The 20,840-nt window shown below is 65.9% G+C and carries 21 protein-coding genes and 1 tRNA gene; all 22 read left to right on the top strand.

The window, feature by feature from the left end:
* Positions 1 to 32 precede the first annotated feature (32 nt).
* The 22 genes from K0H49_RS00590 to K0H49_RS00690 all read left to right on the top strand — a co-directional run bounded on the left by K0H49_RS00590 (position 33) and on the right by K0H49_RS00690 (position 20,825).
* Positions 33 to 752 carry a zinc finger-like domain-containing protein gene (locus K0H49_RS00590; RefSeq protein WP_219209207.1) on the top strand — a complete coding sequence of 240 codons (720 nt, stop codon included), beginning with the start codon at positions 33 to 35 and terminating at the stop codon, positions 750 to 752.
* Between the two features lie 455 nt (positions 753 to 1,207).
* A tRNA-Gly gene (locus K0H49_RS00595) sits at positions 1,208 to 1,283 on the top strand.
* A gap of 127 nt (positions 1,284 to 1,410) precedes the next feature.
* Complete coding sequence (locus K0H49_RS00600; protein ID WP_257624519.1) at positions 1,411 to 1,740, top strand: HNH endonuclease; 330 nt, start codon at positions 1,411 to 1,413, stop codon at positions 1,738 to 1,740.
* A 284-nt stretch (positions 1,741 to 2,024) separates the two neighbouring features.
* A complete protein-coding gene (locus K0H49_RS00605; protein WP_374122281.1) occupies positions 2,025 to 2,573 on the top strand; it encodes a terminase small subunit in 549 nt (182 codons plus the stop codon).
* Positions 2,573 to 4,318: a terminase large subunit gene (locus tag K0H49_RS00610; RefSeq protein WP_219209208.1), complete on the top strand. Its 1,746-nt coding sequence runs from the start codon at positions 2,573 to 2,575 to the stop codon at positions 4,316 to 4,318. Before K0H49_RS00605 ends, K0H49_RS00610 begins: the two co-directional genes overlap by 1 nt.
* 11 nt (positions 4,319 to 4,329) lie before the next feature.
* On the top strand, positions 4,330 to 5,652 hold the full coding sequence (locus K0H49_RS00615) for a phage portal protein (RefSeq protein WP_219209209.1): 1,323 nt from the start codon (positions 4,330 to 4,332) through the stop codon (positions 5,650 to 5,652).
* A complete protein-coding gene (locus K0H49_RS00620) occupies positions 5,649 to 6,485 on the top strand; it encodes a head maturation protease, ClpP-related (protein WP_219209210.1) in 837 nt (278 codons plus the stop codon). The genes K0H49_RS00615 and K0H49_RS00620 overlap by 4 nt, the downstream gene beginning before the upstream one ends.
* 2 nt (positions 6,486 to 6,487) lie before the next feature.
* On the top strand, positions 6,488 to 7,774 hold the full coding sequence (locus K0H49_RS30430) for a phage major capsid protein (RefSeq protein ID WP_257624520.1): 1,287 nt from the start codon (positions 6,488 to 6,490) through the stop codon (positions 7,772 to 7,774).
* A 71-nt stretch (positions 7,775 to 7,845) separates the two neighbouring features.
* Positions 7,846 to 8,100, top strand: a complete 255-nt coding sequence (locus tag K0H49_RS30435; protein ID WP_257624521.1) for a HeH/LEM domain-containing protein — start codon at positions 7,846 to 7,848, stop codon at positions 8,098 to 8,100.
* A gap of 3 nt (positions 8,101 to 8,103) precedes the next feature.
* Complete coding sequence (locus K0H49_RS00630) at positions 8,104 to 8,583, top strand: head-tail connector protein (protein WP_219209212.1); 480 nt, start codon at positions 8,104 to 8,106, stop codon at positions 8,581 to 8,583.
* Positions 8,580 to 8,906: a phage head closure protein gene (locus tag K0H49_RS00635; RefSeq protein ID WP_219209213.1), complete on the top strand. Its 327-nt coding sequence runs from the start codon at positions 8,580 to 8,582 to the stop codon at positions 8,904 to 8,906. The genes K0H49_RS00630 and K0H49_RS00635 overlap by 4 nt, the downstream gene beginning before the upstream one ends.
* Positions 8,907 to 8,910: 4 nt before the next feature.
* Positions 8,911 to 9,381 carry an HK97 gp10 family phage protein gene (locus K0H49_RS00640; protein WP_219209214.1) on the top strand — a complete coding sequence of 157 codons (471 nt, stop codon included), beginning with the start codon at positions 8,911 to 8,913 and terminating at the stop codon, positions 9,379 to 9,381.
* Positions 9,378 to 9,752 (top strand): tail completion protein gp17, encoded by a 375-nt coding sequence (gene gp17, locus K0H49_RS00645; protein ID WP_219209215.1) that lies wholly within the window; start codon positions 9,378 to 9,380, stop codon positions 9,750 to 9,752. Before K0H49_RS00640 ends, gp17 begins: the two co-directional genes overlap by 4 nt.
* Before the next feature lie 131 nt (positions 9,753 to 9,883).
* On the top strand, positions 9,884 to 10,525 hold the full coding sequence (locus K0H49_RS00650) for a phage tail protein (RefSeq protein WP_219209216.1): 642 nt from the start codon (positions 9,884 to 9,886) through the stop codon (positions 10,523 to 10,525).
* 88 nt (positions 10,526 to 10,613) lie between these two features.
* Complete coding sequence (locus tag K0H49_RS00655) at positions 10,614 to 11,003, top strand: phage tail assembly chaperone (protein WP_219209217.1); 390 nt, start codon at positions 10,614 to 10,616, stop codon at positions 11,001 to 11,003.
* Between the two features lie 47 nt (positions 11,004 to 11,050).
* Positions 11,051 to 11,317, top strand: coding sequence for a DUF1799 domain-containing protein (locus tag K0H49_RS00660; protein ID WP_219209218.1), 267 nt, complete (start codon positions 11,051 to 11,053; stop codon positions 11,315 to 11,317).
* A gap of 4 nt (positions 11,318 to 11,321) precedes the next feature.
* The gene (locus K0H49_RS00665; RefSeq protein WP_219209219.1) at positions 11,322 to 14,171 is read left to right on the top strand and encodes a phage tail tape measure protein; all 2,850 of its coding nucleotides are present in this window, start codon (positions 11,322 to 11,324) and stop codon (positions 14,169 to 14,171) included.
* Positions 14,168 to 14,659 (top strand): hypothetical protein, encoded by a 492-nt coding sequence (locus K0H49_RS00670; RefSeq protein WP_219209220.1) that lies wholly within the window; start codon positions 14,168 to 14,170, stop codon positions 14,657 to 14,659. Before K0H49_RS00665 ends, K0H49_RS00670 begins: the two co-directional genes overlap by 4 nt.
* A complete protein-coding gene (locus tag K0H49_RS00675; RefSeq protein ID WP_219209221.1) occupies positions 14,659 to 15,168 on the top strand; it encodes a hypothetical protein in 510 nt (169 codons plus the stop codon). Before K0H49_RS00670 ends, K0H49_RS00675 begins: the two co-directional genes overlap by 1 nt.
* A complete protein-coding gene (locus tag K0H49_RS00680) occupies positions 15,165 to 15,536 on the top strand; it encodes a hypothetical protein (RefSeq protein ID WP_219209222.1) in 372 nt (123 codons plus the stop codon). The genes K0H49_RS00675 and K0H49_RS00680 overlap by 4 nt, the downstream gene beginning before the upstream one ends.
* Positions 15,533 to 18,379: a host specificity factor TipJ family phage tail protein gene (locus K0H49_RS00685; protein WP_219209223.1), complete on the top strand. Its 2,847-nt coding sequence runs from the start codon at positions 15,533 to 15,535 to the stop codon at positions 18,377 to 18,379. The genes K0H49_RS00680 and K0H49_RS00685 overlap by 4 nt, the downstream gene beginning before the upstream one ends.
* A 16-nt stretch (positions 18,380 to 18,395) precedes the next feature.
* A complete protein-coding gene (locus tag K0H49_RS00690) occupies positions 18,396 to 20,825 on the top strand; it encodes a M14 family metallopeptidase (protein WP_219209224.1) in 2,430 nt (809 codons plus the stop codon).
* The last annotated feature ends 15 nt before the right edge of the window (positions 20,826 to 20,840 follow it).

Consider the following 20,840-nt stretch of genomic DNA (forward strand, 5'->3'; position numbering starts at 1 on the left):
CCCATCACCACAACGACACCTAGGAGGAACCCATGTTGAACGACGAAAAACGCGGTATCGAAGAGGCTTACACCTCGGCCATGAGCTCATCCGACCTGAGCGTCGAGGCTGACCGCCTGGGCGACGCCGACGTGATCATCGCGGCCGGCTGGTCGCAGATGCGCGTCGGCGGCGCCGTGATGCGCCTGCACACCGAATACGACTCGGGCGAGCGGCCGCGGCTGCTGGGCGCCGAGTACTTCCTGCCCGCCGGCAAGAGCACGAAGGAGCAGCGCAAGCTGGCCGGCCGCCAGGCCAACGAGTTCAACCGCAAGCAGCTCGGCCTGTTCATGGAACGCCTGAAGTCGCTGCCCGACGTGCGCGACCAGCTCGCGCTGCAGCTGCTGCGCTGGGGCGCCGAGGAGGCGACCGCGAAGGCGGTGGAGATCATCGGCTGGTGGCTGCACCAGCGCTGCCCGGTCTGCAACGGCACGAAGTTCCAGGTGGTCGAGGGCACCGGCCGGCAGAACGGCAAGGCCTGCCCGGAGTGCCACGGCACCGGCAAGAGCGTGACGCCGCACGAATCCCTCGGCGGGCGCGCCGTGGAATGGATGGACCACTGCCGTGCGCGCAACCGTGCGCAGATCGGGCTGCGCGTCCATGGCCGCCAGGTGGTGGAGGCGAAGCGGGCCGGCGCGGTGCCGCGCGCCGATGGCTCCATGCCGCGGATCTTCCTGCGCAAACCGAAAGGCGTTGCTGGCTGCGCGAAGTAGCCGCTATACTCGCGCCCGAGAACGCGCAGCCTGCTGAGGCTGCTGCCCTCGAATCTCTGCTGAACACCCTGCCGCCGCTCCGGCGCCGGCCGCCGCCCCTGACGGGGAAGGTGTCTCCGCAGCAAGCCGCCCACCGAGGCGGCTTTTTCGTATGCTTCGGTGATGCGAGCATCTCTTCTCCTCTTCGCGACGTTGTTGACGGCTTGCAGCGACAGCGACGTGTACACCCTCTACCGATCTAGCGTGGTGTCCCCGGCGGAGCGAATCCACATCGCCACCTTCGACGCCGCAGATCGTGGCGGCTACAACGCCGAGAACTGCGCACAAGCGCAACGCCTCTTCCAAGCGCAGCCCGAAGCTCAGACCAGGTTCTGGTGCGAGAAGGGGCGATACCGCAAGTAGGTCGCAGCAGATCCAGCCGCCCGGCAGCAATGCCCGGCGGCTTTTTCGTTTCCGCATCCCAGCACGCGGGCCGTGCCGCCAGTCTTCCACGCTGAGCAGAGAAGGGTTCGATTCCCTCGGGATGCTCCATCCACGTCTTCCGGCAACTTGAGCCGGTCCGCTCCGGGGCTTGGGAGCGGCGAGGTTTCCGCGCATGCGCTAGCGTCATCAAGGCGAGCGACACCGGGCAGACAGCCACCCCACAAGGGAAGTCCTCATGGCTCTCACCACACTTCGGCCGCGCCTCCAGACGGCGCAGCTCTCCCGCACTCCGACGCTCCAGGCCAAGGCCGGGACGACCGAGCGCATCCGAGGCCGGGCATGGATGGCAACCCGGGAGCGCGTCGCGCTGGCTCACGGTCACCGGTGCGCTGGCTGCGGCCGCGTCTGGATCGCGAGCCGCGACCACATCGACCACACCAAGCCGCTCGAGCAGGGCGGCACCAACGCAGACAGCAACCTTCGCCCCCTGTGCCTGGAGTGCCATGAGGCCAAGACCACGGTCGAGAAGGGCGGCAAGGCCGGATTCAGGCCCGACCGAGTGTGAAAGCCGTGGGCCGTAACCCTCTGCGCTGCCCGCGAGTAGAAAAGCTATGACGGCTAACCCTGTCAGGAAGTCGATTTTCCGAGGTGACTGAGTTGCTTCGCACTCGATGCACCACGAGGGGGCGACTCAGCCCCATCGCCCCAGGAGGGGCCAGCAGCCCCCAGGAGGCGCTTGCCTTCGAGGTGCGGGTCGACCCTTCGACCCCTTCCATCGCGGTCACGGCGGCCTCATCGAGGGGGCCGGGGGTGGTCAGAAGTCCTCGGCCTGGCAGGGTTGGAAACCATGTGGTTCCCCATTCGGACAATAAATCTGGATTCGAGGTGGTGTTAATGGCGTTAACAGGGAAGAAGAAGGCCTTCGCCGACGCCGTCCTCTCGGGGAAGACCAACAAGGCGGCCGCGATCCTGGCCGGTTACAGCGTGGCCACGGCCTCGCCGGCCGGCTCTCGGCTCGCGAAAGACCCGGAAGTGGTCGCGTATCTGGCGAAAAAGCGGCCCGCTGCTGAGCCGCCGGCGGCGAGCGTGCGCAAGGGGGCGAAGGCTGCGCAGGATCCTGTCGCCCCGGCTCCGGCCGAGGTGCAGGACGGACCGAAGTTCGACCTGGCTGCCGCGATGCAGCACACCGACCCGAAAGCGTTCCTGACCGCGGCGATGAATGACATCGCGCTCGACCCGAAGCAGCGGATCATCGCGGCGCGCGCGCTACTGCCCTTCGTGCACGGCAAGGTTGCGGACCAAGGCAAGAAGGATGGCCAGGCCACGGCGGCGAAGAAGGCCGGCGCCGGAAAGTTCGCCGCATCCGCGCCGCCGCTGAAGTTGGTCGGTAAGCGCTGATGGCTGAATGGTCGACCGCGTGCCCAGACTGGGCGGCCCGGCTGCGCGCGCGGCGGTCGATCATCCCGGCACCGATCTTCGCGGCGCCTGCGGCGGAGGCGCTGGCCATCTTCCGCGAGCTGAGGATCGTCGACGCGCCGGGCAGCCCGACCTTCGGCGAGTCGTGCGAGCAGTTCGTCTTCGATTTCGTCGCGGCCATCTTCGGTGCCTACGACGTGGAGACGGGTCGCCGGTTGATTCGGGAGGCGCTGATGCTCATCCCGAAGAAGAATTCGAAGTCGACGCTCGCGGCCGGCATCATGCTCACAGCGCTGATCCTGAACTGGCGGGTGTCGGCGGAAATGATCATCCTGGCCCCGACGGTCGAGATCGCGAACAACGCCTACGCGCCGGCCCGCGACATGATCAAGGCCGACGAGGAGCTGATCGACCTGTTCCACGTTCAGGACCACGTCCGGACGATCACGCACCGCGTGATGGGGTCGACGCTGAAGGTGGTTGCGGCCGACAGCGATACCGTCGGCGGCAAGAAGGCGAGCTGGGTGCTCATCGACGAAGAATGGATCTTCGGCAAGCGCATCAACTCCGAGGCGATGTTCCGTGAGGCGGCCGGTGGCCTGGCTTCGCGGCCCGAGGGCATGGTGATCAAGCTGAGCACCCAGTCCGACGAGCCGCCCGCTGGCATCTTCCGGCAAGACCTGCAGTACGCACGCGACGTGCGCGACGGAAAGATCGAGGACAAGGCGTTTCTGCCGGTGCTTTACGAGCACCCGCCTGAGATGGTGGCCAGCGGCGAGCACCTGAAGCTCGAAAACCTGCCGATGGTGAACCCGAACTACGGCGTGTCGGTCGACGAGGAGTACCTCGAGCGCGAGTTCAAGAAGGCGTCGTTGGCCGGCGTGGAGTCGATCCGCGGCTTCCTGGCCAAGCACGGCAACGTCGAGATCGGCGTCAACCTCCGGTCCGACCGCTGGGCCGGGGCCGAGTTCTGGGAGGCGCAGGGCGCGCCGGGCATGACGCTTGAGCAGCTGCTCAACGAGTGCGAGGTGGTCGACGTGGGCATCGACGGCGGCGGGCTCGATGACTTGCTGGGCCTGGCAGTCGCAGGCCGGCGCCGTCAGGCGGAGGAGTTCGAGGTGCCGGCGCACATCGACGAGGACACGAAGGAATTCATCCCGGCGCGCACCGTGATCAAGAAGCGTTGGATGCTGTGGACCCGAGCGTTTGCGCACCCGTCCGTGCTCGAGCGTCGGAAGGACATCGCACCTCGGCTGATGGACTTCGCGAAGACCGGGGACCTGGTGCTGGTCAAGGCGATGGGCGACGACGTCCAGGGCGTCGCCACCCTTGTGAAGAGGTGCGAGGCCTCCGGCCTTCTCGACAAGGTGGGATGCGACCCGGCCGGCATCGGCGCCATTCTGGACGCTCTTGTCGAGGCCAAGATTCCGCAGGAGAAGGTGATCGGCATCAGCCAGGGCTGGAAGATGACCGGCGCCATCAAGACGACCGAGCGAAAGCTCGCCGAGCACGTGCTGATCCATGCCGGGCAGCCGCTCATGAACTGGTGCGTCGGAAACGCGAAGGTCACCCCGTCTGGCAATGCCGTGGTGATCACCAAGCAGGCATCCGGGACCGCAAAGATCGACCCGCTGATGGCCTCATTCAACGCAGTGACGCTGCTGTCACTCAATCCCGAGGCGCGAGGCAACTCCGTCTACGAGAGCCGAGGAATCCGCTTCCTCTAAGGACCGACCGAATGGGCATTTCTGACTTCTTCCGACGTAGCGCTGCGTCGGCGGCGCAGCCACGCCCGGAAGCGGCCCGCATCGAGCCGGCCATGCCTGAGGCGGAGAGCCGACCACGTGCCGAAGCCACGCCCGGCACGCTTTTCAACGGTTTGGACGACCCGGCACTGCTCGAGTACATCCGTGGCAACGTGGCCGGCGGGCTGGACACCCCGGGTGCGAGGAGCCTCCGGAATATGGCGATCATGCGGTGCACGACGCTGATCTCCGAGGCAATCGGCACGCTGCCGCTGAACCTGATCGTGAACGGGCCGGCCAAGGCATATGCCACCACGCACCCCGCGTACCGCCTGCTCAAGGTCAAGCCCAACTCCTGGCAGACGCCCTACGAGTTCAAAGCGCTGCTGCAGCTGCACGCGCTTCTGCACGGCAACGGTTATGCGCGGATCGTCTGGTCCGGATCCGGAGCCCGTCCGCTTCGGCTGATCCCCATGGAGCCGCTGGCGGTCAAGCCCCGGCTGAATTCGACCTGGGACATGGTGTACGACTACACCACGCCCGAGGGCAACATGATCACCTTGCCGGCGCGCGAGGTGCTGCATCTCCGCGACCTTTCGCTCGACGGCATCGTCGGCCTATCGCGCATCAAGTTGGCTCGCGAGGCCATCGACTTGGCCCAGCAAGCCGAGCGCGCCGCATCGCGCACGTTCCGCACCGGCGTGATGGCCGGCGGCGCAATCGAGGTGGAGAAAGAGCTCTCGGAGAACGCCTACACCCGCATGAAGGAGTCGCTGAGCAGCGATTACACCGGCGCTGAAAACGCCGGCAAATGGATGCTGCTGGAAGAGGGCGCCAAGGCAAGCAAGTGGTCCAGCACCGGCCGCGAATCACAGCAGATCGAGAACCGGAATCACCAGATCGAAGAGGTCGCACGCGCATTCGGCGTCCCTCGGCCTCTTCTGATGATGGACGACACCAGCTGGGGCAGCGGCATCGAGCAGCTGGCCATCTTCTTCGTGCAGTACGCACTTTCTCACTGGTTCACGGCCTGGGAACAGGCGCTGTCCCGCTCGCTGCTGAGCGAGACCGAGGCCGATGGCATGCAGTTCAAGTTCAACGAGCGCGCCCTGCTGCGCGGAACGCTGAAAGACCAGGCCGATTTCTTCGCGAAGGCGCTCGGCGCCGGTGGACAAGCCCCGTGGATGACCCAGAACGAGGTCCGCGAGGTAAGCGACATGCCGCGTTCAGACGACGAGAACGCCGACAAGCTCCGCAACCCCATGACCCAGCCGGCCAAGCCGGCAGAACCGGCGAACCCGGAAGGAAAGCCATGAGCCTGCTCACATTGCCCGCCATCCGGGCCGATCACCGCCTCGGCGCCGCCCAGTTCGACGTCCGACCCGATGCCCTCGAGCGCTGGCACCCGGAAGTGCGTGCCGCCGTCGAGGGCGAGGCCTCGATTTCCATCTATGACTCGATCGGCGAGTCGTGGGACGGCCAGGGCTTCACCTCTAAGCGCATGAGCGCCGCCCTGCGCAGCATCGGAGCGCGCGATGTCGTCGTGAACGTGAACTCGCCGGGTGGCGACTTCTTCGAGGGCGTCGCGATCTACAACATGCTGCGCGAGCACAAAGCGAAGGTCACGATCCGCGTGATGGGCCTGGCCGCTTCGGCCGCGTCGGTCATCGCGATGGCGGGCGACGAGATCCTGATGGGCGACGGCGCATTCCTCATGGTGCACAACGCCTGGGCGGTGGCCATCGGCAACCGGCACGACATGGCCGACGCTGCCGCGCGCCTCGAGCCGTTCGATGCCGCCATGGCCCAGGTCTACGCCTCGCGCTCTGGTCTGAGCGTGGCCGAGGCCGCGGCGCTCATGGACAAGGAAACCTGGATCAACTCCACGCAGGCCGTCGAAGACGGCTTTGCCACCGGCCTGATCGAGCGGGCCGACATCACCCAAGACACCAAGGCGCAGGGCGGTCGCAAGACGCTCGCGCTCGTTGAAGCCTCCATGGCGCGCGCCGGGCATTCCCGTGCTTCGCGCCGCGAGGTCTTCAAGTCCCTGTTCCCCGGCACGCCGAGCGCTGCTGGAGACGATGCCATGCCGAGCGCTGGCGAAAACGCAGCTCTGCTGCTCTCCCTCACCAACGCACTGAAAGTATGACCATGCACAAGCAACACGCACTCCGCCTGGCCTTCTCGGCTCTGGCACTCGCCGCCGCCTCGTCGGCACCCGCTCGCGGCCTCATCGCGGTCCGCGCCGATGCCGCTCCCGGCGACATCAAGGCCACCGTCGATGCGCTCAACACTGCCTTCGCTACGTTCAAGGCCGAGCACACCAAGCAGCTCGAAGAAGTCAAGAAGGGCAATGCCGACGCCCTGCAGGCCCTGAAGGTGGACACCATCAACGCGGACATCGCCCGCCTCCAGCGCGAGGTGGATGACACGAACGTCAAGATGGCGGCCCAGCAGATGGGTGCCGGCAGTGGCGGCAAGACCATCAAGGACGCCGAGTACACCGGCGCCTTCAATGCGCACATGAAGAAGGGCGACGTGCAGGCGGCGCTGAACAAGGGCGTCGCCACCGAGGGCGGCTATCTGGCCCCCATCGAGTGGGACCGCACCATCACCGATCGCCTGATCCGCGTGTCGCCGATGCGCCAGATCGCCCAGGTGCAGAAGATCTCGACGGCCGGCTTCTCGAAGCTGTTCAACAACCGCGGCACGACCTCGGGCTGGGTGGGCGAGACGGACGCACGTCCGCAGACCAACACGCCGACCTTCAGCCCGCTGACCTACACCCCGGGCGAGATCTACGCCAACCCGGCCGCCACGCAGCAGATGCTGGACGACTCCGAAATCGACCTCGAAGCCTGGCTGGCGGCCGAAGTCGAGACCGAATTCGCATACCAGGAAGGCGTGGCGTTCCTGACGGGCAACGGCACCAACAAGCCGCGCGGCATCCTCACGTACGTGACGGGCGGCGCCGCAGCTGCTGTTCACCCGTGGGGTGACATCAAGGTCGTGCCGACCGGTCAGGCCGCCGCGGTGACGGCCGACAGCGTGATCGACCTGATCACGGCGCTGCCGAACGAGTACACCGGCGAGGCCAAGTTCGTGATGAACCGCAGCTCGCAGGCGGCCTTCCGCAAGCTGAAGGACGGCCAGGGCAACTACCTGTGGCAGCCCTCGTTCCAGGCTGGCCAGCCGGCGCAGCTGGCGGGCTATCCGATCGTCGACATGCCCGGCATGCCCGACGTGGCGGCCAACGCCATCGCGGCGCTGTTCGGCGACTTCAAGCGCGGCTACCTGATCGTCGACCGCACCGGCGTGCGCGTGCTGCGCGACCCGTATACCAACAAGCCGTACGTGCAGTTCTACACGACCAAGCGCGTCGGCGGCGGCCTGCTGAACCCGGACGTCATCAAGGCGCTCAAGGTCTCGGCGACCTGATCTGCGGGCGCCGCTGCGCGCCTCCTGCAACCGGCCCGGCCACAGCGCCGGGCCTTTTCATTGGAGCAATCATGAAACTCACCAAGCCATTCAAGGGCGTCCCGGACGGCGAGATCTATCCGGTCGAATATCAGCCGGGCGACGAGTGCCCGAAGGAGCTGGAGGCCGGCGCGCTCTCGCTCGGCGCACTGGGCGACGACGAGGGCGGCGGCGCGCCGACCTCGAAGACGGTGGCCGAGATCAAGGCCCTGCTCGATGCCGCCGGCATCGCCTACCCGGCTACCGCGAAGAAGGACGATCTCCTCGCGCTGCTGCCCGCCGCCTAAGTCATGCCCGTTGTAACGCTCGATCAGGCCCGCGCGCACCTGCGCCTCGAGGCCGACTATCCGGCCGACCAGGTCGAGCCGTACATCGCGGGCGCGGTCGACGCCGCGGCCCAGTATCTCAATCGCGCGATCTTCGACGACTGGAGTTCGCTCGACGCAGCGCTCGCGGCCCTTCCGGCGGCGCGCGGCACGGCGCGGTCGGCCTACAAGACAGCGGCCGACGCGGCGGCGCTGCTCGAGGACCCTGCTGATCGCGCCGATGCGCTCTCCGTTGCACAGGCACGCCTCGACTTCGTCACGGCCGAGACCGGCCGCGTGCTGAATGGCATCGTGGTGAACCCGAGCATCGTGACGGCCGTGCTGCTGACGCTGGGGCACCTGTTCAGCAACCGCGAGGACGTGGTTGTCGGCGTCACCGCAACGGACGTCCCGAACGGCGCGCGCTCGCTGCTGCGCGGCGACCGCAGGGTGATGATGCCGTGAGCTTGCGTGCTGGAAAACTCGATCGCCGCGTGACGATCAAGCGCCTGACCGACGGCCAGGATGAGATCGGGCAGCCGGTGCAGGTCTGGGTCGATGTGGTCACCGTGTGGGCGAACATCAAGACCAACACGGGCCTGCAAACCATCCGCGCCGACAAGGAATCGAGCGCGGTGCCGGCGAGCATCCGGATCCGCCGCCGTGCAGGTATCACGGCCGCGATGCGCGCCTACGAGGGCGCCACGGTCTACGACATCAAGGCGGTGCAGGACGACACGGAAAGCCGTGAGCGCATCGACCTCGTGTGCGAGGTGCTGAGTGGCTGAGCCGATGGTCATCGCCTTCGAGCACAGCGGCGCTGATGCGGCGCTGGATGGCATGGAGGAGGCGATGCTCGCGCTGGTGCGGCCCGCGGCGCAGGCCGGCGCGCAGGTGCTCTACGACGAGGTTCGCGCGCGCGTCGCGCCTATGCGGAAGACCGGCAACCTCTACACCTCGATCTACCAGGCCTACAGCGACCAGAGCACGCCGGAGCGCGCGGTCTATCACATCAGCTGGAACGCCCGGCGCGCGCCGCATGGCCACCTGGTGGAGTTCGGCCACATGCAGACCCGCAAGGTGTTCCTGACCGACGACGGCAAATGGCGCACCTCGAAAGAGCTGCTGGCTGTGCCGCGGCGCGTTGCCGCCAAGCCCTTCATCCGGCCGGCCTACGACGCCAAGGTCGGCGCCGCGCTCGCCGCGGCCGAGGCGCACTTCGCCGAGGGCATGCGCCAGATCCTCGCAAGGTATTCCGCATGACCGTCGAAGCCGACATTTTCCAGCTGCTGCGCGCGGTGCTGCCGCCCGTCGTGGCGCCTGCGATGAACGTCTTTCCGGACGTCGCGCCGCTGTCCGCGGTGCCGCCGTATGCGGTCTACCAGCAGGTGGGCGGCGAGTCGCTGACCTACCTGGGCCGCGAGGTGCCCACGAAGAAACACGGCCGCTTCCAGGTCACGGTCTGGTGCGCGACGCGCGCGCAGGCCGCGGCGCTCGGCGTCGCCATCGAGAACGCTTTCATCCTGGCCGCGCCCATGCAGGCCACGCCACTCGGCAGCCCCGTCGCTGACCACGAAGAGGGCACCGGCTACCGCGGCAGCCGCCAGGACTTCGGCATCTGGTCCGGCCGGTAGACGGCCACACGAATTCGGCCACAAGGCCATCACACAAGCCGCCGCGGAGCAATCCCGGCGGCTTTTTCGTTGCCCGAAGAGGGCTCCCACCAATGCCCGCCACGCGGGCTTTTTCCCCGAAAGGCCCTCTCATGAGCGCAAAACTTCCCGACGGCTCGGTCGTCTCCATCGCCACCACGCTGGCCGCGGCCAAGGTGATCACCGGCCTCTCGAACGCGAATCCCAGCGTCGCGGCTTCCGTAGCTCACGGCTACGCCAACGGCGAGCTGATCTGGCTGAAGTCCGCATGGCAGCGTCTGAACGACCGCATCTTCCGCGTGTCGGGCCAGGCTGCTGACCTGTTCGCCCTCGAAGGCCAGGACACGCTGAACACCCAACGCTTTCCGGCCGGCACCGGCGGCGGCACTGCGCAGAAGATCACGGCCTGGACGCAGGTGTCGCAGATCCTGGGTTTCACGACCTCGGGTGGCGACCAGCAGTTCGCGAACTTCAGCTACCTCGAAGAGGACTTCGAGCGCCAGCTGCCCACTGTGACCAGCGCGCAATCGATCGCCCTCGACATCGCCGACGACCAGACGCTGCCGGGCTATATCGCCCTCAAGGCAGCTTCGGACAGCCGTGCGCTGACGCCGATCCGGCTGACGCTGCCCGACGGCGCCCTGGTCCTTTACAACGGGATCATCGCGCTCAACGAGACGCCCACGCTGACCAAGGGCCAGGTGATGGCGGTCAAGGCGACCATCTCGCTGCAGTCGCGCCCCGTCCGCTACTGACGCCACCAGCCCGCCTCGTGCGGGCTTTTTCACGCCCTCGGTGTCGCTCACCGATGGGTCTTTTTCCCTCATCAGAAGAGAGCATTCCATGCCCAAAATTCAGCTCGGCGGCGCGCCGAAGACCTTCAAGCAGAAGATCACCTTCCCGCTGCTCGGCGGCGGCGAGGGCGACCTCACCGTCGAGTTCGTCTACCGGACGCGCGCGCAGTTCGCCGCGTTCCTGGCCGGCCTCTATCCCGACATCAAGACCGGCACCGCACCCGACGACACCGCGCCCGGCTTCGACCTGGAAGCGGCGGCCGATCGCGAGCTCGATACCAACGTGCGGCACATCCTTGGCGCGGTCAAGGGCTGGGACCTCGAGGAACCGTTCGACGCCGTCAACGTGAAGAAGTTGACCGACGAGTACCCCGCGGCCAGCGCCGCGATCGTCATGGCGTATCGCACCGCCCTGGTCGAAGGCCGCACAAAAAACTGAAGGCGGTCGCGCGGGCGCGGTTCGAGCGCCCGCCGACCGCTGCCGAGATGACGTCCTTCGGGTTCCGGCCTGAGGACTACGCGCACGAGGTCGTGCACTACTGGCCCGACTGCCGCCAGGCCGTCGACCTGTTCATCACCGTGGGCACCCAGTGGCGCACGGGGTTCAACGGGCCGACCGGCCTCGACTACACCGCGATCTACCCGCTCCTCGACCGCCTCCGCCTCTCGGCCGAGGAATGGGACGCGCTGCTGACCGACATCCGCGTGATGGAGGAAGAAGCGCTCGAAGCGATGCACGAGAAAGACGAATGACCGCATGGCCACCGACCTGAAAACACAGCTGCAGATCGGCGCCGACGTATCGGGGGCGGTCGCTGGCATCCAGACGACGAAGAAGTCGCTGAAGGATCTCGGCCAGGCCGCGATCACCGCCGGCAAGGAAGCTGCGACCGGCCTGGCGCCCATCGGCGATGCCGCGGCGCCGGCGGCCGGCAAGGTCGATGCGGCGACGCGGAACATGATCGGCTCCATCCAGCGGCAGATCGCCGTGATGGAGGCCGGCTCGCGCAGCGGCGCTGACTATTTCCGGGTGCTGGCCGGCCAGCGGGGCATCGACACCACGGCCCTCAAGCCGTATCTCGACCAGCTCGACGCGATCGCAGCCAAGCAGAAGGGTGCGCAGGCGGCACTGCAGCAGACCACGCCGCTCATCGAGAAGGTCGGCGTGTCGTCGGCGCAGACGGCACAAGCGATGCGTCAACTTCCTGCACAGTTCAGCGACATCGTTGTTTCGCTGCAGGGCGGCCAGGCGCCGCTGACGGTGCTGCTGCAGCAGGGCTCGCAGATCAAGGACAGCTTCGGCGGCATGGGCGCGGCGGCGCAGGCGCTGGGCGGCTACATCTCGGCGTTGATCTCCCCATTGACCGTGGGCGCGGCCGTGCTGGCTGCCTTCGGCCTGGCTGCGTACCAGGGCAGTCAGGAATCGCAGGCCTACACCAAGGCGCTGATCCTGACCGGCAACGCTGCCGGCAGGACCGCGGGCGACCTGCAGCTCCTGGCGGCGACGATCTCGCGCACGACGGGCACGCAGGGCCAGGCCGCTGAAGCCCTCGCAGCATCCATCGACAGCGGGAAGATCGCAGCAGCGGCGCTGGAGTCCGTGAGCACCGCTGCTGTCTCGATGTCGCGCGTGCTCGGCACGTCGATCGACGACGCTGTGAAGAGCTTCGAGAAGCTGTCGGAAGAGCCCACGAAGGCCTCGGCCAAGCTCAACGAGCAGTTCCACTACCTGAACCTCGCGACCTACGAGCGCATCCGGGTGCTCGAGGAGCAAGGGCGCAAGGAAGAGGCTGCGGCGCTCGCGCAGACCAGCTACGCCAACAGCACGAGCCAGCGGCTGAAGCAGGTCGAGGCCCAGGCTGGCCTGCTGTCTCGGGCGTGGCGCGCGCTGGGCGACGATGCGCGCAAGGCATGGGATCTGATGCAGGGCATCGGCCGGCCGACCACGCTGCAGGAACAGATCGGCGCTGCCCAGGCAGAGCTGGCCAACCGCATGCAGCGCGGCGCTCTGAACCCGACCACAGGTGCGGCCTTCGAGAAGGGCAACGCCGCGCTACGCGAGCGCATTGCGGCGATGCAAGAATCGGAGCAACTGGAGCGCCGTGCTGCCACCTCCACCGGCGAGCAGGCCCGGGCCGAAGCCGAGAAGATCGCGGCCGCCCAGCGTCTCGCGGAGCAGAAGAAGGCCACGCGCTCGAAGGCCGCCCTCCGCAAGGATGAGATCGAGCAGCTCGACCGCGACGCCAAACTGCTCGGCATCGTGGGCAAGGAATATGACGACCGCGTCGCAGCGATCAACGAGAAGTACAAGGACCCGAAGGGCCCGGCCGCGAAGCCGTTCCAGGACGACGCCTCGACCAAGATGCTCGCGACGCTGCGCCAGCAAGAGGCAGCCATGCGCGAGCAGCTGACCAGCGCCGGGAAGCTGACCGATGCAGAGCGCGAGCAGGCGAAGTTCGCGCAGCTGATCGCCGACATCAAGGACAAGGGCCAGCTCACGGCCGACCAGAAGAGCCTGCTGGCCGCCAAGGACAAGATCAAGGCGCAGCTGGAGATCAACGTGCTCGTGGAGCGCGAGATCGGCTTCCAGAAGATCCTCGCGGACGACGCGAAGCGCCGGAAGGACGCCGAGAAGGCCACGGCCAACGCCGCCGAGGGCAATCGCGTGCGCATCGCCGACGCGCTGCAGCAGCAGCGCGAGCAGTACGACGAGAAGCTGGGCGTGATCGGCCTGGGCAGCGAGGCCGCCGAGCAGCTGCGCGCCCGGCAGCAGATCGAGCGCGAGTACTCGCGCATGCAGACGGGCTTCACGAAGACCGCGGCCGAGAACGCCACGCTCGAGACCGATGCCTACAAGAAGGGTGTGCGCGACATCGCGGAGGCGCGTGCGCAGGCGCTGCAGATCAATTCCGACTACTTCGACCAGCTGAAGGCGAAGCAGGGCGACTGGAGCTTGGGCGCGAGCCAGGCGCTGGCCAACTATGCCGACGAATCGGCGAACGTCTTCAAGCAGACCGAGAACCTGGTCACGAAGGCGTTCAGCGGCATGGAGGATGCGCTCGTGTCGTTCGTCATGACGGGCAAGGCCGACTTCAAGAGCTTGGCCAACTCCATCATCGCGGACTTCATTCGCATCCAGGTGCGCTCGGCGTTGACGACCGCGACGAGTGGGGCAGGGGGCTGGTCCAAGCTGCTCGGCGGCCTGGTCGGCGGTTTCTCCGGCAACACGGCTGCCGGCATCGCCAACGTGGCGGGCGGCAGCGACAGCCTGGGCACCATGATCGGCCTTATGGGTCTGGCCGGCGCGCGCGCTGACGGTGGCCCGGTTGACGCCGGCAAGACCTACTTGGTGGGCGAGCGCGGCCAGGAGCTCTTCGTGCCCAAGGTGCCGGGAAACATCGTCCCGAACCACCAGATCAGCATGGGCACAGGCGGCCTGACCATCCACAACAACGCGCCGATGCAGATCACCAGGGCGCACATGGAGCAGACGCCCCAGGGCCCGCAGCTGACCATCGACGAGATTGCCGCCCAGTTCGACGACCCGAACAGCAAGATTGGCAAGGCCTACCGGCGCAACTACCGATCGGAGCGCGCGCTTCCATGACGACAGCTCGCATTCCCAATGGCCTGAAGGTCACTGCGACGGCCTACAGCGCCGGCGCGCCGAGCGGCGTGATGCGCACCGAGGTGGCCGGCGGCGCTGCGCGCTACGCCATGGAGTGGGACCGGGGCACGCAGCAATTCCGCGTGCAGATGATTCTTGACGCCCAGATGCTGAGCATCTGGACCGTGTTCTTCCTGCGGATCATTCGCAAAGGCGCGATCACCTTCGTGATGCCGCTCGACAGCGGCATGGGCCTGCAGGACCACGACTGCAACATCGTGCCCGACACCTACGCTACCAACCGCCTCGGCGGGGAGGTGACGTCGGTGTCGTTTGCCGTAGAGGCTTCGCCGAGCGCTTTCGAGCTGAGCGACGCTGACGCGGCGGCAATTGTTGGCGTCTGGAACGAGCTGGGCGACGGCACCGATGGTCTGCTCTCTCTTCTCGACCACTTCGTGCGCGTCGACTCGACCGTGCTGGACTTCTGATGGCGCTCGACCTCGAGACCCGACTGCGCCGCTACCTGGTCAGCGCGCCGCAGAACATCTATCCCATCGTGGTGCTGTCGTTCTCGCACTCGGCCATGTCGAAGACCTGGCACTTGTGGCGCGAGCCGTACGCCGGCGCTGTGATGATCGAGGGCGGCGTCGTGGTGACCGTCGAGCCGGCGAACATCGCGCCGGTGATCGCTGGCACGCCGGCCGATCTCGATCAGGCCTACAAGATCGCGCTCGACACGACGGACATCAGCGACGCCTTCCAGGAGGAGCTGGACCGCATCCCGCTCTACACCACCGAGTACATGCGCCTTGTGTACCGCGAGTACCTGTCGGACGACCTGACCGCTCCGCAGGCCAGCGTGCCGCTCGAGGTGCTGTCCACCACCCTGGAGCGCGGCACCGCCGGCATCGTGGCGCACTCGCCGCGCTTCAACGTCAACCGCACGGGCGAGCTCTATGCGCCGCGTGATGTGCCAATGCTCCGGGCCTTCGTATGAACCTGAACGACTATCTCGACAAGACCTACGACGAGCCGAAGTGCTGGAACCTGGTCGCCGACGTGTATGCGGCCGAGCGCGACCAGCAGGTCGACGGCTACCAGACGATCAACAACAGCGTGCGCGCCTTTGCGGCCGCGCTGCGCATCGCGCTGCACAAGTCGCCGCACGGCTTCATCCAGATCACCGAGCCGGCCGAGCTGTGCGTGGTGCTGATGGGGCGCAGCGAACGCACTGGGCTGCACCACTGCGGCATCTTCTTCGAGGGCGGCATCCTGCATGCGCTCGACACGGGCCCGGTCTACCAGGACATGGCCAGCGCGCGCGACGCCTACGGGCTGATCGAGTTCTGGGAGCGGCCCGCATGACCCAGCTTCGCATCCATCGGCACCCGTTCGCTGACCAGCCGGCCGAGGTGCTGGAAGTCGAAAGCGTCGGGCAGTGGCTCGTGGATCACTTCGAGAAGGCAGGCGCGCCGGTGGGCCTGCAGGTGTTCCGCGGGGAGCCCAGCGCCGGCACCGAGATCTCCCGCGACGTGCCCGCGCTGCTGGCCAGCGATGCACCCTACTACACGGTGCTTCAGAGCCCGGGCGCGAACCCGGTGATGTGGTGGCAGGCCTTCCAGGTGATCATGGCCGTCTACGCTGTGGCGTCGGCGCTGATGACCAGCAAGCCCAACATGCCGGCCAACGTGAACCGGACGCAGGAGAGCCCGAACAACGCGCTCGGCACGCGCGAGAACCAGGTGCGGCTGCTGCAGCGCGTGGAGGACATCTACGGCACGGTCAAGGCGATTCCGAGCCTGCTCATGCCGACTTACAACAAGTACGTCGACAGCGTGAAGGTCGAGTACGGCTACTACTGCATCGGCCGCGGCTATCACGAAATCTCCGAAATCCGCGACGGCGATACGCTGATGTCGTCGATCACGGGCGCGAGCGCCGCGGTGTACTACCCGTTCTCGTCGCCCAACAGTGGCGCGCCGTACATCCAGGTCGGCCCCTCGATCATCGATCGCGTGCTGTCGGTGCGCCGCGCCGTTGAGATCGACGGGATCACGCTGAAGGCACAGAACCAGATCCAGCTGGAGCCCTACGGTGGCTATGTCCTGTTGCCGCCCGGGCCGGCGCGCGAGTTCGGCTTCGTGGTCGACAACGTGACAGTGCCCGCGGCGAGCTCTGACCGCCTGGTGCAGCAAAGACGCCGCCCAAACTTGAGCGCCGTCACACAGATCGGCCAGACCGTGACGATCGTCGCCCCGAGCCGCAGTTCCTTCGCGAATGGCCGAGTGTCGGTGAACGGCGCGATGCGGCAATACAGCGACATCAGCGAGGGTGCCGAAGTCCTGAGGGATACCGTGGTCGGGCAGCAGGTCACCTTTTCCGGCTTCACCGAGCCTGGAAACAATGGCACATTCATCGTGGCGAGCAAGCTTGGACCAAACGGCATCACAGTCACGAGCGGCTCGCAGGTCGATGAGGTGCCGATCGGTGCGATTGGCGTGACGATCGACATCAACGGCGCAGCATTCAGTGGAACGCGCACGGTCACTGACGTCGGCGACGGCTGGGCAATCCTCAGCGGCGCGACCTTCCCAGGTGAGTTTGCTGACCTTGTCGGCACCGGCCTCACCAAGATCCACGTGGTCGCCAACAACGGGCTTACCGACTGGACGGATTGGGTGACGCAGCCGACAGCTGACCGGGTAGAGACCTGGGTGAATGTGGTCGCACAGAACGGCATGTACAAGGACGGCGGCGGGCGCTCGCGCGCCACAGTGGCCTATGCGGCGGAGCTGCAGCAGCTTGACGGCTCGCTCAATCCCATCGGTGGTGTTGTGACGGTCGCCGGCTCGCTCAGCGGCATCACGACCGAGGAGCGCGCGGAAACGCTGGAGTACGCCACCGGTTGGACTGGCCCCACGCGCGTGCGCCTGCGCCGCACGACGCCCTTCGACTATGGCTTCCAGGGCACGGTGATCGACGAGATCAAGTGGGCCGACCTCTATGCCGTGAGCAAGGTCGACCGCGCGCACTTCGGCAACAAGACGACGATCCACACCGTAACGCATGCCACGTCGCGCTCGACGGCCGTCAAGCAGCGACAGCTCAATTGCATCGCGACACGACGCATCCCAATCTGGACGGGCAGTGGCTTCAGCGGCGGATATGACCCGGATGGGCGACACGCCTGGGGCGAGCTCTACGGCACGCGCTTCGCGCACCACATCATCGCAGCGGTGGCCATGGACCCGAAGATCGGGAACCGACCCGCATCCGACCTCGACATGTCGCAGATCTCCGGCGTGGTCGATCAGCTCTATGCGATCCACCCTGAGGCGCCGACCTTCAACTACACCTTCGACTCGGACAACATGAGCTTCGAGGAGACGGTGCAGACGATCGCAAACGCCTGCTTCAGCAATGCCTACCGGCAGAGTGGAAGGATCCGGCTCGCGCTGGACCGGAAGCAGGACCACAGCGCGGCTCTGTTCACGCATCGAAACAAGGAGCCGGGGGTCGAGACGCTCACACGCACCTTCGCCAACGACGCGGCCTATGACGGCATTGAGTTCGTCTACCAGGATCCAGGCACTCAGCAAGCCGAGACCATCCGGCTGCCTCTCGACGGCAGCGCGACGAAGGCGAAGAAGTTCGAGATTCCCGGAATTCGCTCCTTCGCGCAGGCGTGGCTGCGCGCGAACCGCGAGTACCGCAAGCTGCTCGGCCAGCGCCTCAGCATCGAGACCTCGTGCACAACCGATGCTCGCCTGCTGCTGCCGAACACGCGGATCGATATCGTCGACAACACGCGCTTCAAGAGCTACGACGGTGAGGTGGTCGCGCAAGACGGGCTGCTGCTCACGCTGAGCCAGCGCGTTGCGTTCGGCGCCGGCTCGCACAGCATCGTGCTCATGCGCCGCGACGGCTCGCTCCAGGGCATAGCCGTGACGGCCGTGCCCGGCCGCGATGACCAGGTGCTACTGCAGTCGCTCCCCACCGAGGAGGTGGTGACTCGAGGCGGTGCCGACGGCGTGCGCACGATCTATTCGTTTGCCTCCGATGACGCGCGTCACCGGCAAGCCTGGCTCGTCGGCGAGATCGATCCGCCGCAGAACAACTACGTGACGGTCCGGGCCGTGAACTACAGCCCGACCTACTACGAGATGGACACCCAGCCGATCCCGGCTCGAGACACGGTCATCAACTGACATCCAAAAGGTACATATGCCAGCGATCAATCCTCAAGACCTCAACAATGCCAAGCTCGATGTTGACCACATGGCTGCACTGGCGACATCGGGAGCGCCGACTGCTGTCGACCGGTTCGGCCAGACAAAAAAGACCTGGACCGGCATCGAGCAAGACCTCAGCGCGGCGGCCGCGATCACGCAGACGGGAATCAACCGCGCTGCCTCGGAGGGCGCCGCTGTAGCTGCGAATGCGCAACGTGTCGCCGCTGATGCATCGGCAGCGCGAGCAGAAGCTGCGCGTGATGGAGCGCAGCTCTCAAGTGGTGTGTACGCAACCACCGCCGCGGGACTTGCCGCTACCACTGCAGGCCGCTATTTCACGGTGCCATCTGCCGACCCTGCTGAGTCGTTGATCCTCTATCGCAACAGCAGCGGTGCTGCGGTCGAGATCGTCCGTTACCCGAGTGCATCGCTGGCGTCGTTCGGGTGGGTTTCGTCGCAGTCTGCGAACTACATCAACTTTGACACAGCCGCAAAGCGACTTGTCGTCACCGGCGCCATTGTGCGATTGATCGGGCCTCGTGGCAGTTGGCTGTTGCCTGCGACGGACATCGCATGGCCTGCCGCTGGTATGTACCGACTGGAATACAACACCGTCTCCGGCGCCATTCAGTTTGTAGCGTCCAGCGCGGCATTGGTCGGCACCGCAGTGCCGTTCGGCATCGTGCGAGTGTTCTCTACGGCGATGGTTGAAGTGCAGTATCTTGGCCTTTACACGATCGACGGAGTTGCTCCCGTTGTTTCACCAACCGCCGTCTTCGGATGGATCGCTGGCCCGGGCACGAACATCAACTTCGACACGGTCCTTAAGAAGCTCACAGTCGTCTCCGGTGCGATGCGCGTTTACGGTCCGTCCTCGAGCTACCTGCTGCCTGCAGCTGACATCGCCTGGCCTGCAGCTGGCTCCTATCGGCTGGAGTACGCGCCAGGAACGAACACCATGCAGTTCGTCTCGACGGCGACAGCATCGGACAAGACCAAGATCATCATTGCGATCGTTCGGTTTCTGACTTCTTCGGTCGTCGTAAGTTACCTTGGCCCCTACTCAGTCGACGGCATCTTGATGGGCGTCGGAGGCCCTTCACTTCCGACGGACGGAACCCTGATTGGCGACGCGACAGCGATCAACTTTGATTTCGACGCGGGACTTCTTCGGCTCGCAGGTGCGGCTGTGCGCGCTTGCTACGGTACGGAGGCTCGCCTCATGTCCGCGCAGAATCTCGCACTTCCTGTCACTGGCGTGTGGCATCGGTTGTTTGTGAACTCGTCGACCGGCGCACTTAGCTCGCAGCCAGCGTCTACGCAAGGCCTTGCCGCAGGCCTGGTTTCCGTCGGCTCTTTCAACGTGGCGCAGCAGCTTGTCAACGGGGTGCCTCGCTACTTTGTCAACGGAAAAAGCGCGAGCGCAAGTGCACCCCTTGGCACCGCCGAACGTCGGTTCTTCAACGGCCGCCTGGAGGCAAACTACGCTTCGACGCCAATGGCCGAGTTCAAGCAGGTGCTTGGCTCTTCGCACACCATGATCTATGGCCTCTACGATGCGCTGGTAGCAGCGCACCCGAGTTACGTCTCCAAGACGGTGCTTGGCCAAGACGGCAACGGCGCAGATATTTGCCGCTACGATTTTCGCCCGCCTCCGGTCGAGACGGTCGCTCAGTCGGCGCAGGTTCCCAAGATGATCCTCATCTCGGGAGCGCATGGCTACGAGAAGGCAGGCGTCTGGGCGGTCTATTTAGCAATGAAAAAGCTCTGCGAGGAGTGGCGCACGCACGAGACGTTGGAAACGATGCGCTGGTGCGCACACTTCATCGTGGTGCCGATTGCGGTCCCATACGGCTGGGACACGCACGGACGACGCAACGAGAACGGCGTCGACGTGGCACGAAATTTCCCGGCGGGATGGGTTCTCACTGACCCTGGAGAACAGACGTACGGTGGTACAGCTCCTCTGACGGAGCGGTCTTCTCAACTAATCGATGCGGTCTTTTCGGCGAATCAGGATGCGCTCTATGCAGGCTCGTTCCACAACTTCTTTGTGCCGGAGAACCCTAGTCATTTTCTTTGGAACGCCGGGGCCACCCGATTTGGGGTTGGTCTGGCCAAGTCGCTTATCTCTCGGCAATCCAGGGTGTGGAAAGCAAGATATGCATGGCTCCCGCAGGACGAAACTACGTACTTCGGGTACACCAACCTCGCTAGCCCGGCGGGCTCGGAGGGCTACCAGGCAACGCGATCCTACGGAATTCAGGGTGGGACCTTCGAGATATCTCAATCCGTGCCGATGGCGCCAGATCCTGATCCTTTCTCCTCTTACGTCGCGACCATGGGAGTCGAAGCTGTTGTGAATTGGCTCGCACTCAACCTGAGTCAGGCAGCTGAGTTTTACAACGGCAGGTCTCTGTAGGTACGCGCTAGCTGT

The organism is Variovorax boronicumulans (assembly GCF_019352895.1).
GTDB classification, from domain to species: Bacteria; Pseudomonadota; Gammaproteobacteria; order Burkholderiales; family Burkholderiaceae_C; genus Variovorax; species Variovorax boronicumulans_A.

Excerpts from the sequence above, each read along its gene's own strand:
- K0H49_RS00690 (WP_219209224.1), top strand. The coding sequence starts at position 18,396 with ATGCCAGCGATCAATCCTCAAGACCTCAACAATGCCAAGCTCGATGTT.
- K0H49_RS00660 (WP_219209218.1), top strand. The coding sequence starts at position 11,051 with ATGACGTCCTTCGGGTTCCGGCCTGAGGACTACGCGCACGAGGTCGTG.
- K0H49_RS00680 (WP_219209222.1), top strand. The coding sequence starts at position 15,165 with ATGAACCTGAACGACTATCTCGACAAGACCTACGACGAGCCGAAGTGC.
- K0H49_RS00650 (WP_219209216.1), top strand. The coding sequence starts at position 9,884 with ATGAGCGCAAAACTTCCCGACGGCTCGGTCGTCTCCATCGCCACCACG.
- K0H49_RS00685 (WP_219209223.1), top strand. The coding sequence starts at position 15,533 with ATGACCCAGCTTCGCATCCATCGGCACCCGTTCGCTGACCAGCCGGCC.
- K0H49_RS00675 (WP_219209221.1), top strand. The coding sequence starts at position 14,659 with ATGGCGCTCGACCTCGAGACCCGACTGCGCCGCTACCTGGTCAGCGCG.
- K0H49_RS00670 (WP_219209220.1), top strand. The coding sequence starts at position 14,168 with ATGACGACAGCTCGCATTCCCAATGGCCTGAAGGTCACTGCGACGGCC.
- K0H49_RS00655 (WP_219209217.1), top strand. The coding sequence starts at position 10,614 with ATGCCCAAAATTCAGCTCGGCGGCGCGCCGAAGACCTTCAAGCAGAAG.
- K0H49_RS30435 (WP_257624521.1), top strand. The coding sequence starts at position 7,846 with ATGAAACTCACCAAGCCATTCAAGGGCGTCCCGGACGGCGAGATCTAT.
- K0H49_RS00600 (WP_257624519.1), top strand. The coding sequence starts at position 1,411 with ATGGCTCTCACCACACTTCGGCCGCGCCTCCAGACGGCGCAGCTCTCC.
- K0H49_RS00665 (WP_219209219.1), top strand. The coding sequence starts at position 11,322 with ATGGCCACCGACCTGAAAACACAGCTGCAGATCGGCGCCGACGTATCG.
- K0H49_RS00630 (WP_219209212.1), top strand. The coding sequence starts at position 8,104 with ATGCCCGTTGTAACGCTCGATCAGGCCCGCGCGCACCTGCGCCTCGAG.
- K0H49_RS00620 (WP_219209210.1), top strand. The coding sequence starts at position 5,649 with ATGAGCCTGCTCACATTGCCCGCCATCCGGGCCGATCACCGCCTCGGC.
- K0H49_RS00615 (WP_219209209.1), top strand. The coding sequence starts at position 4,330 with ATGGGCATTTCTGACTTCTTCCGACGTAGCGCTGCGTCGGCGGCGCAG.
- K0H49_RS00590 (WP_219209207.1), top strand. The coding sequence starts at position 33 with ATGTTGAACGACGAAAAACGCGGTATCGAAGAGGCTTACACCTCGGCC.
- gp17 (WP_219209215.1), top strand. The coding sequence starts at position 9,378 with ATGACCGTCGAAGCCGACATTTTCCAGCTGCTGCGCGCGGTGCTGCCG.
- K0H49_RS00640 (WP_219209214.1), top strand. The coding sequence starts at position 8,911 with ATGGTCATCGCCTTCGAGCACAGCGGCGCTGATGCGGCGCTGGATGGC.
- K0H49_RS30430 (WP_257624520.1), top strand. The coding sequence starts at position 6,488 with ATGCACAAGCAACACGCACTCCGCCTGGCCTTCTCGGCTCTGGCACTC.
- K0H49_RS00610 (WP_219209208.1), top strand. The coding sequence starts at position 2,573 with ATGGCTGAATGGTCGACCGCGTGCCCAGACTGGGCGGCCCGGCTGCGC.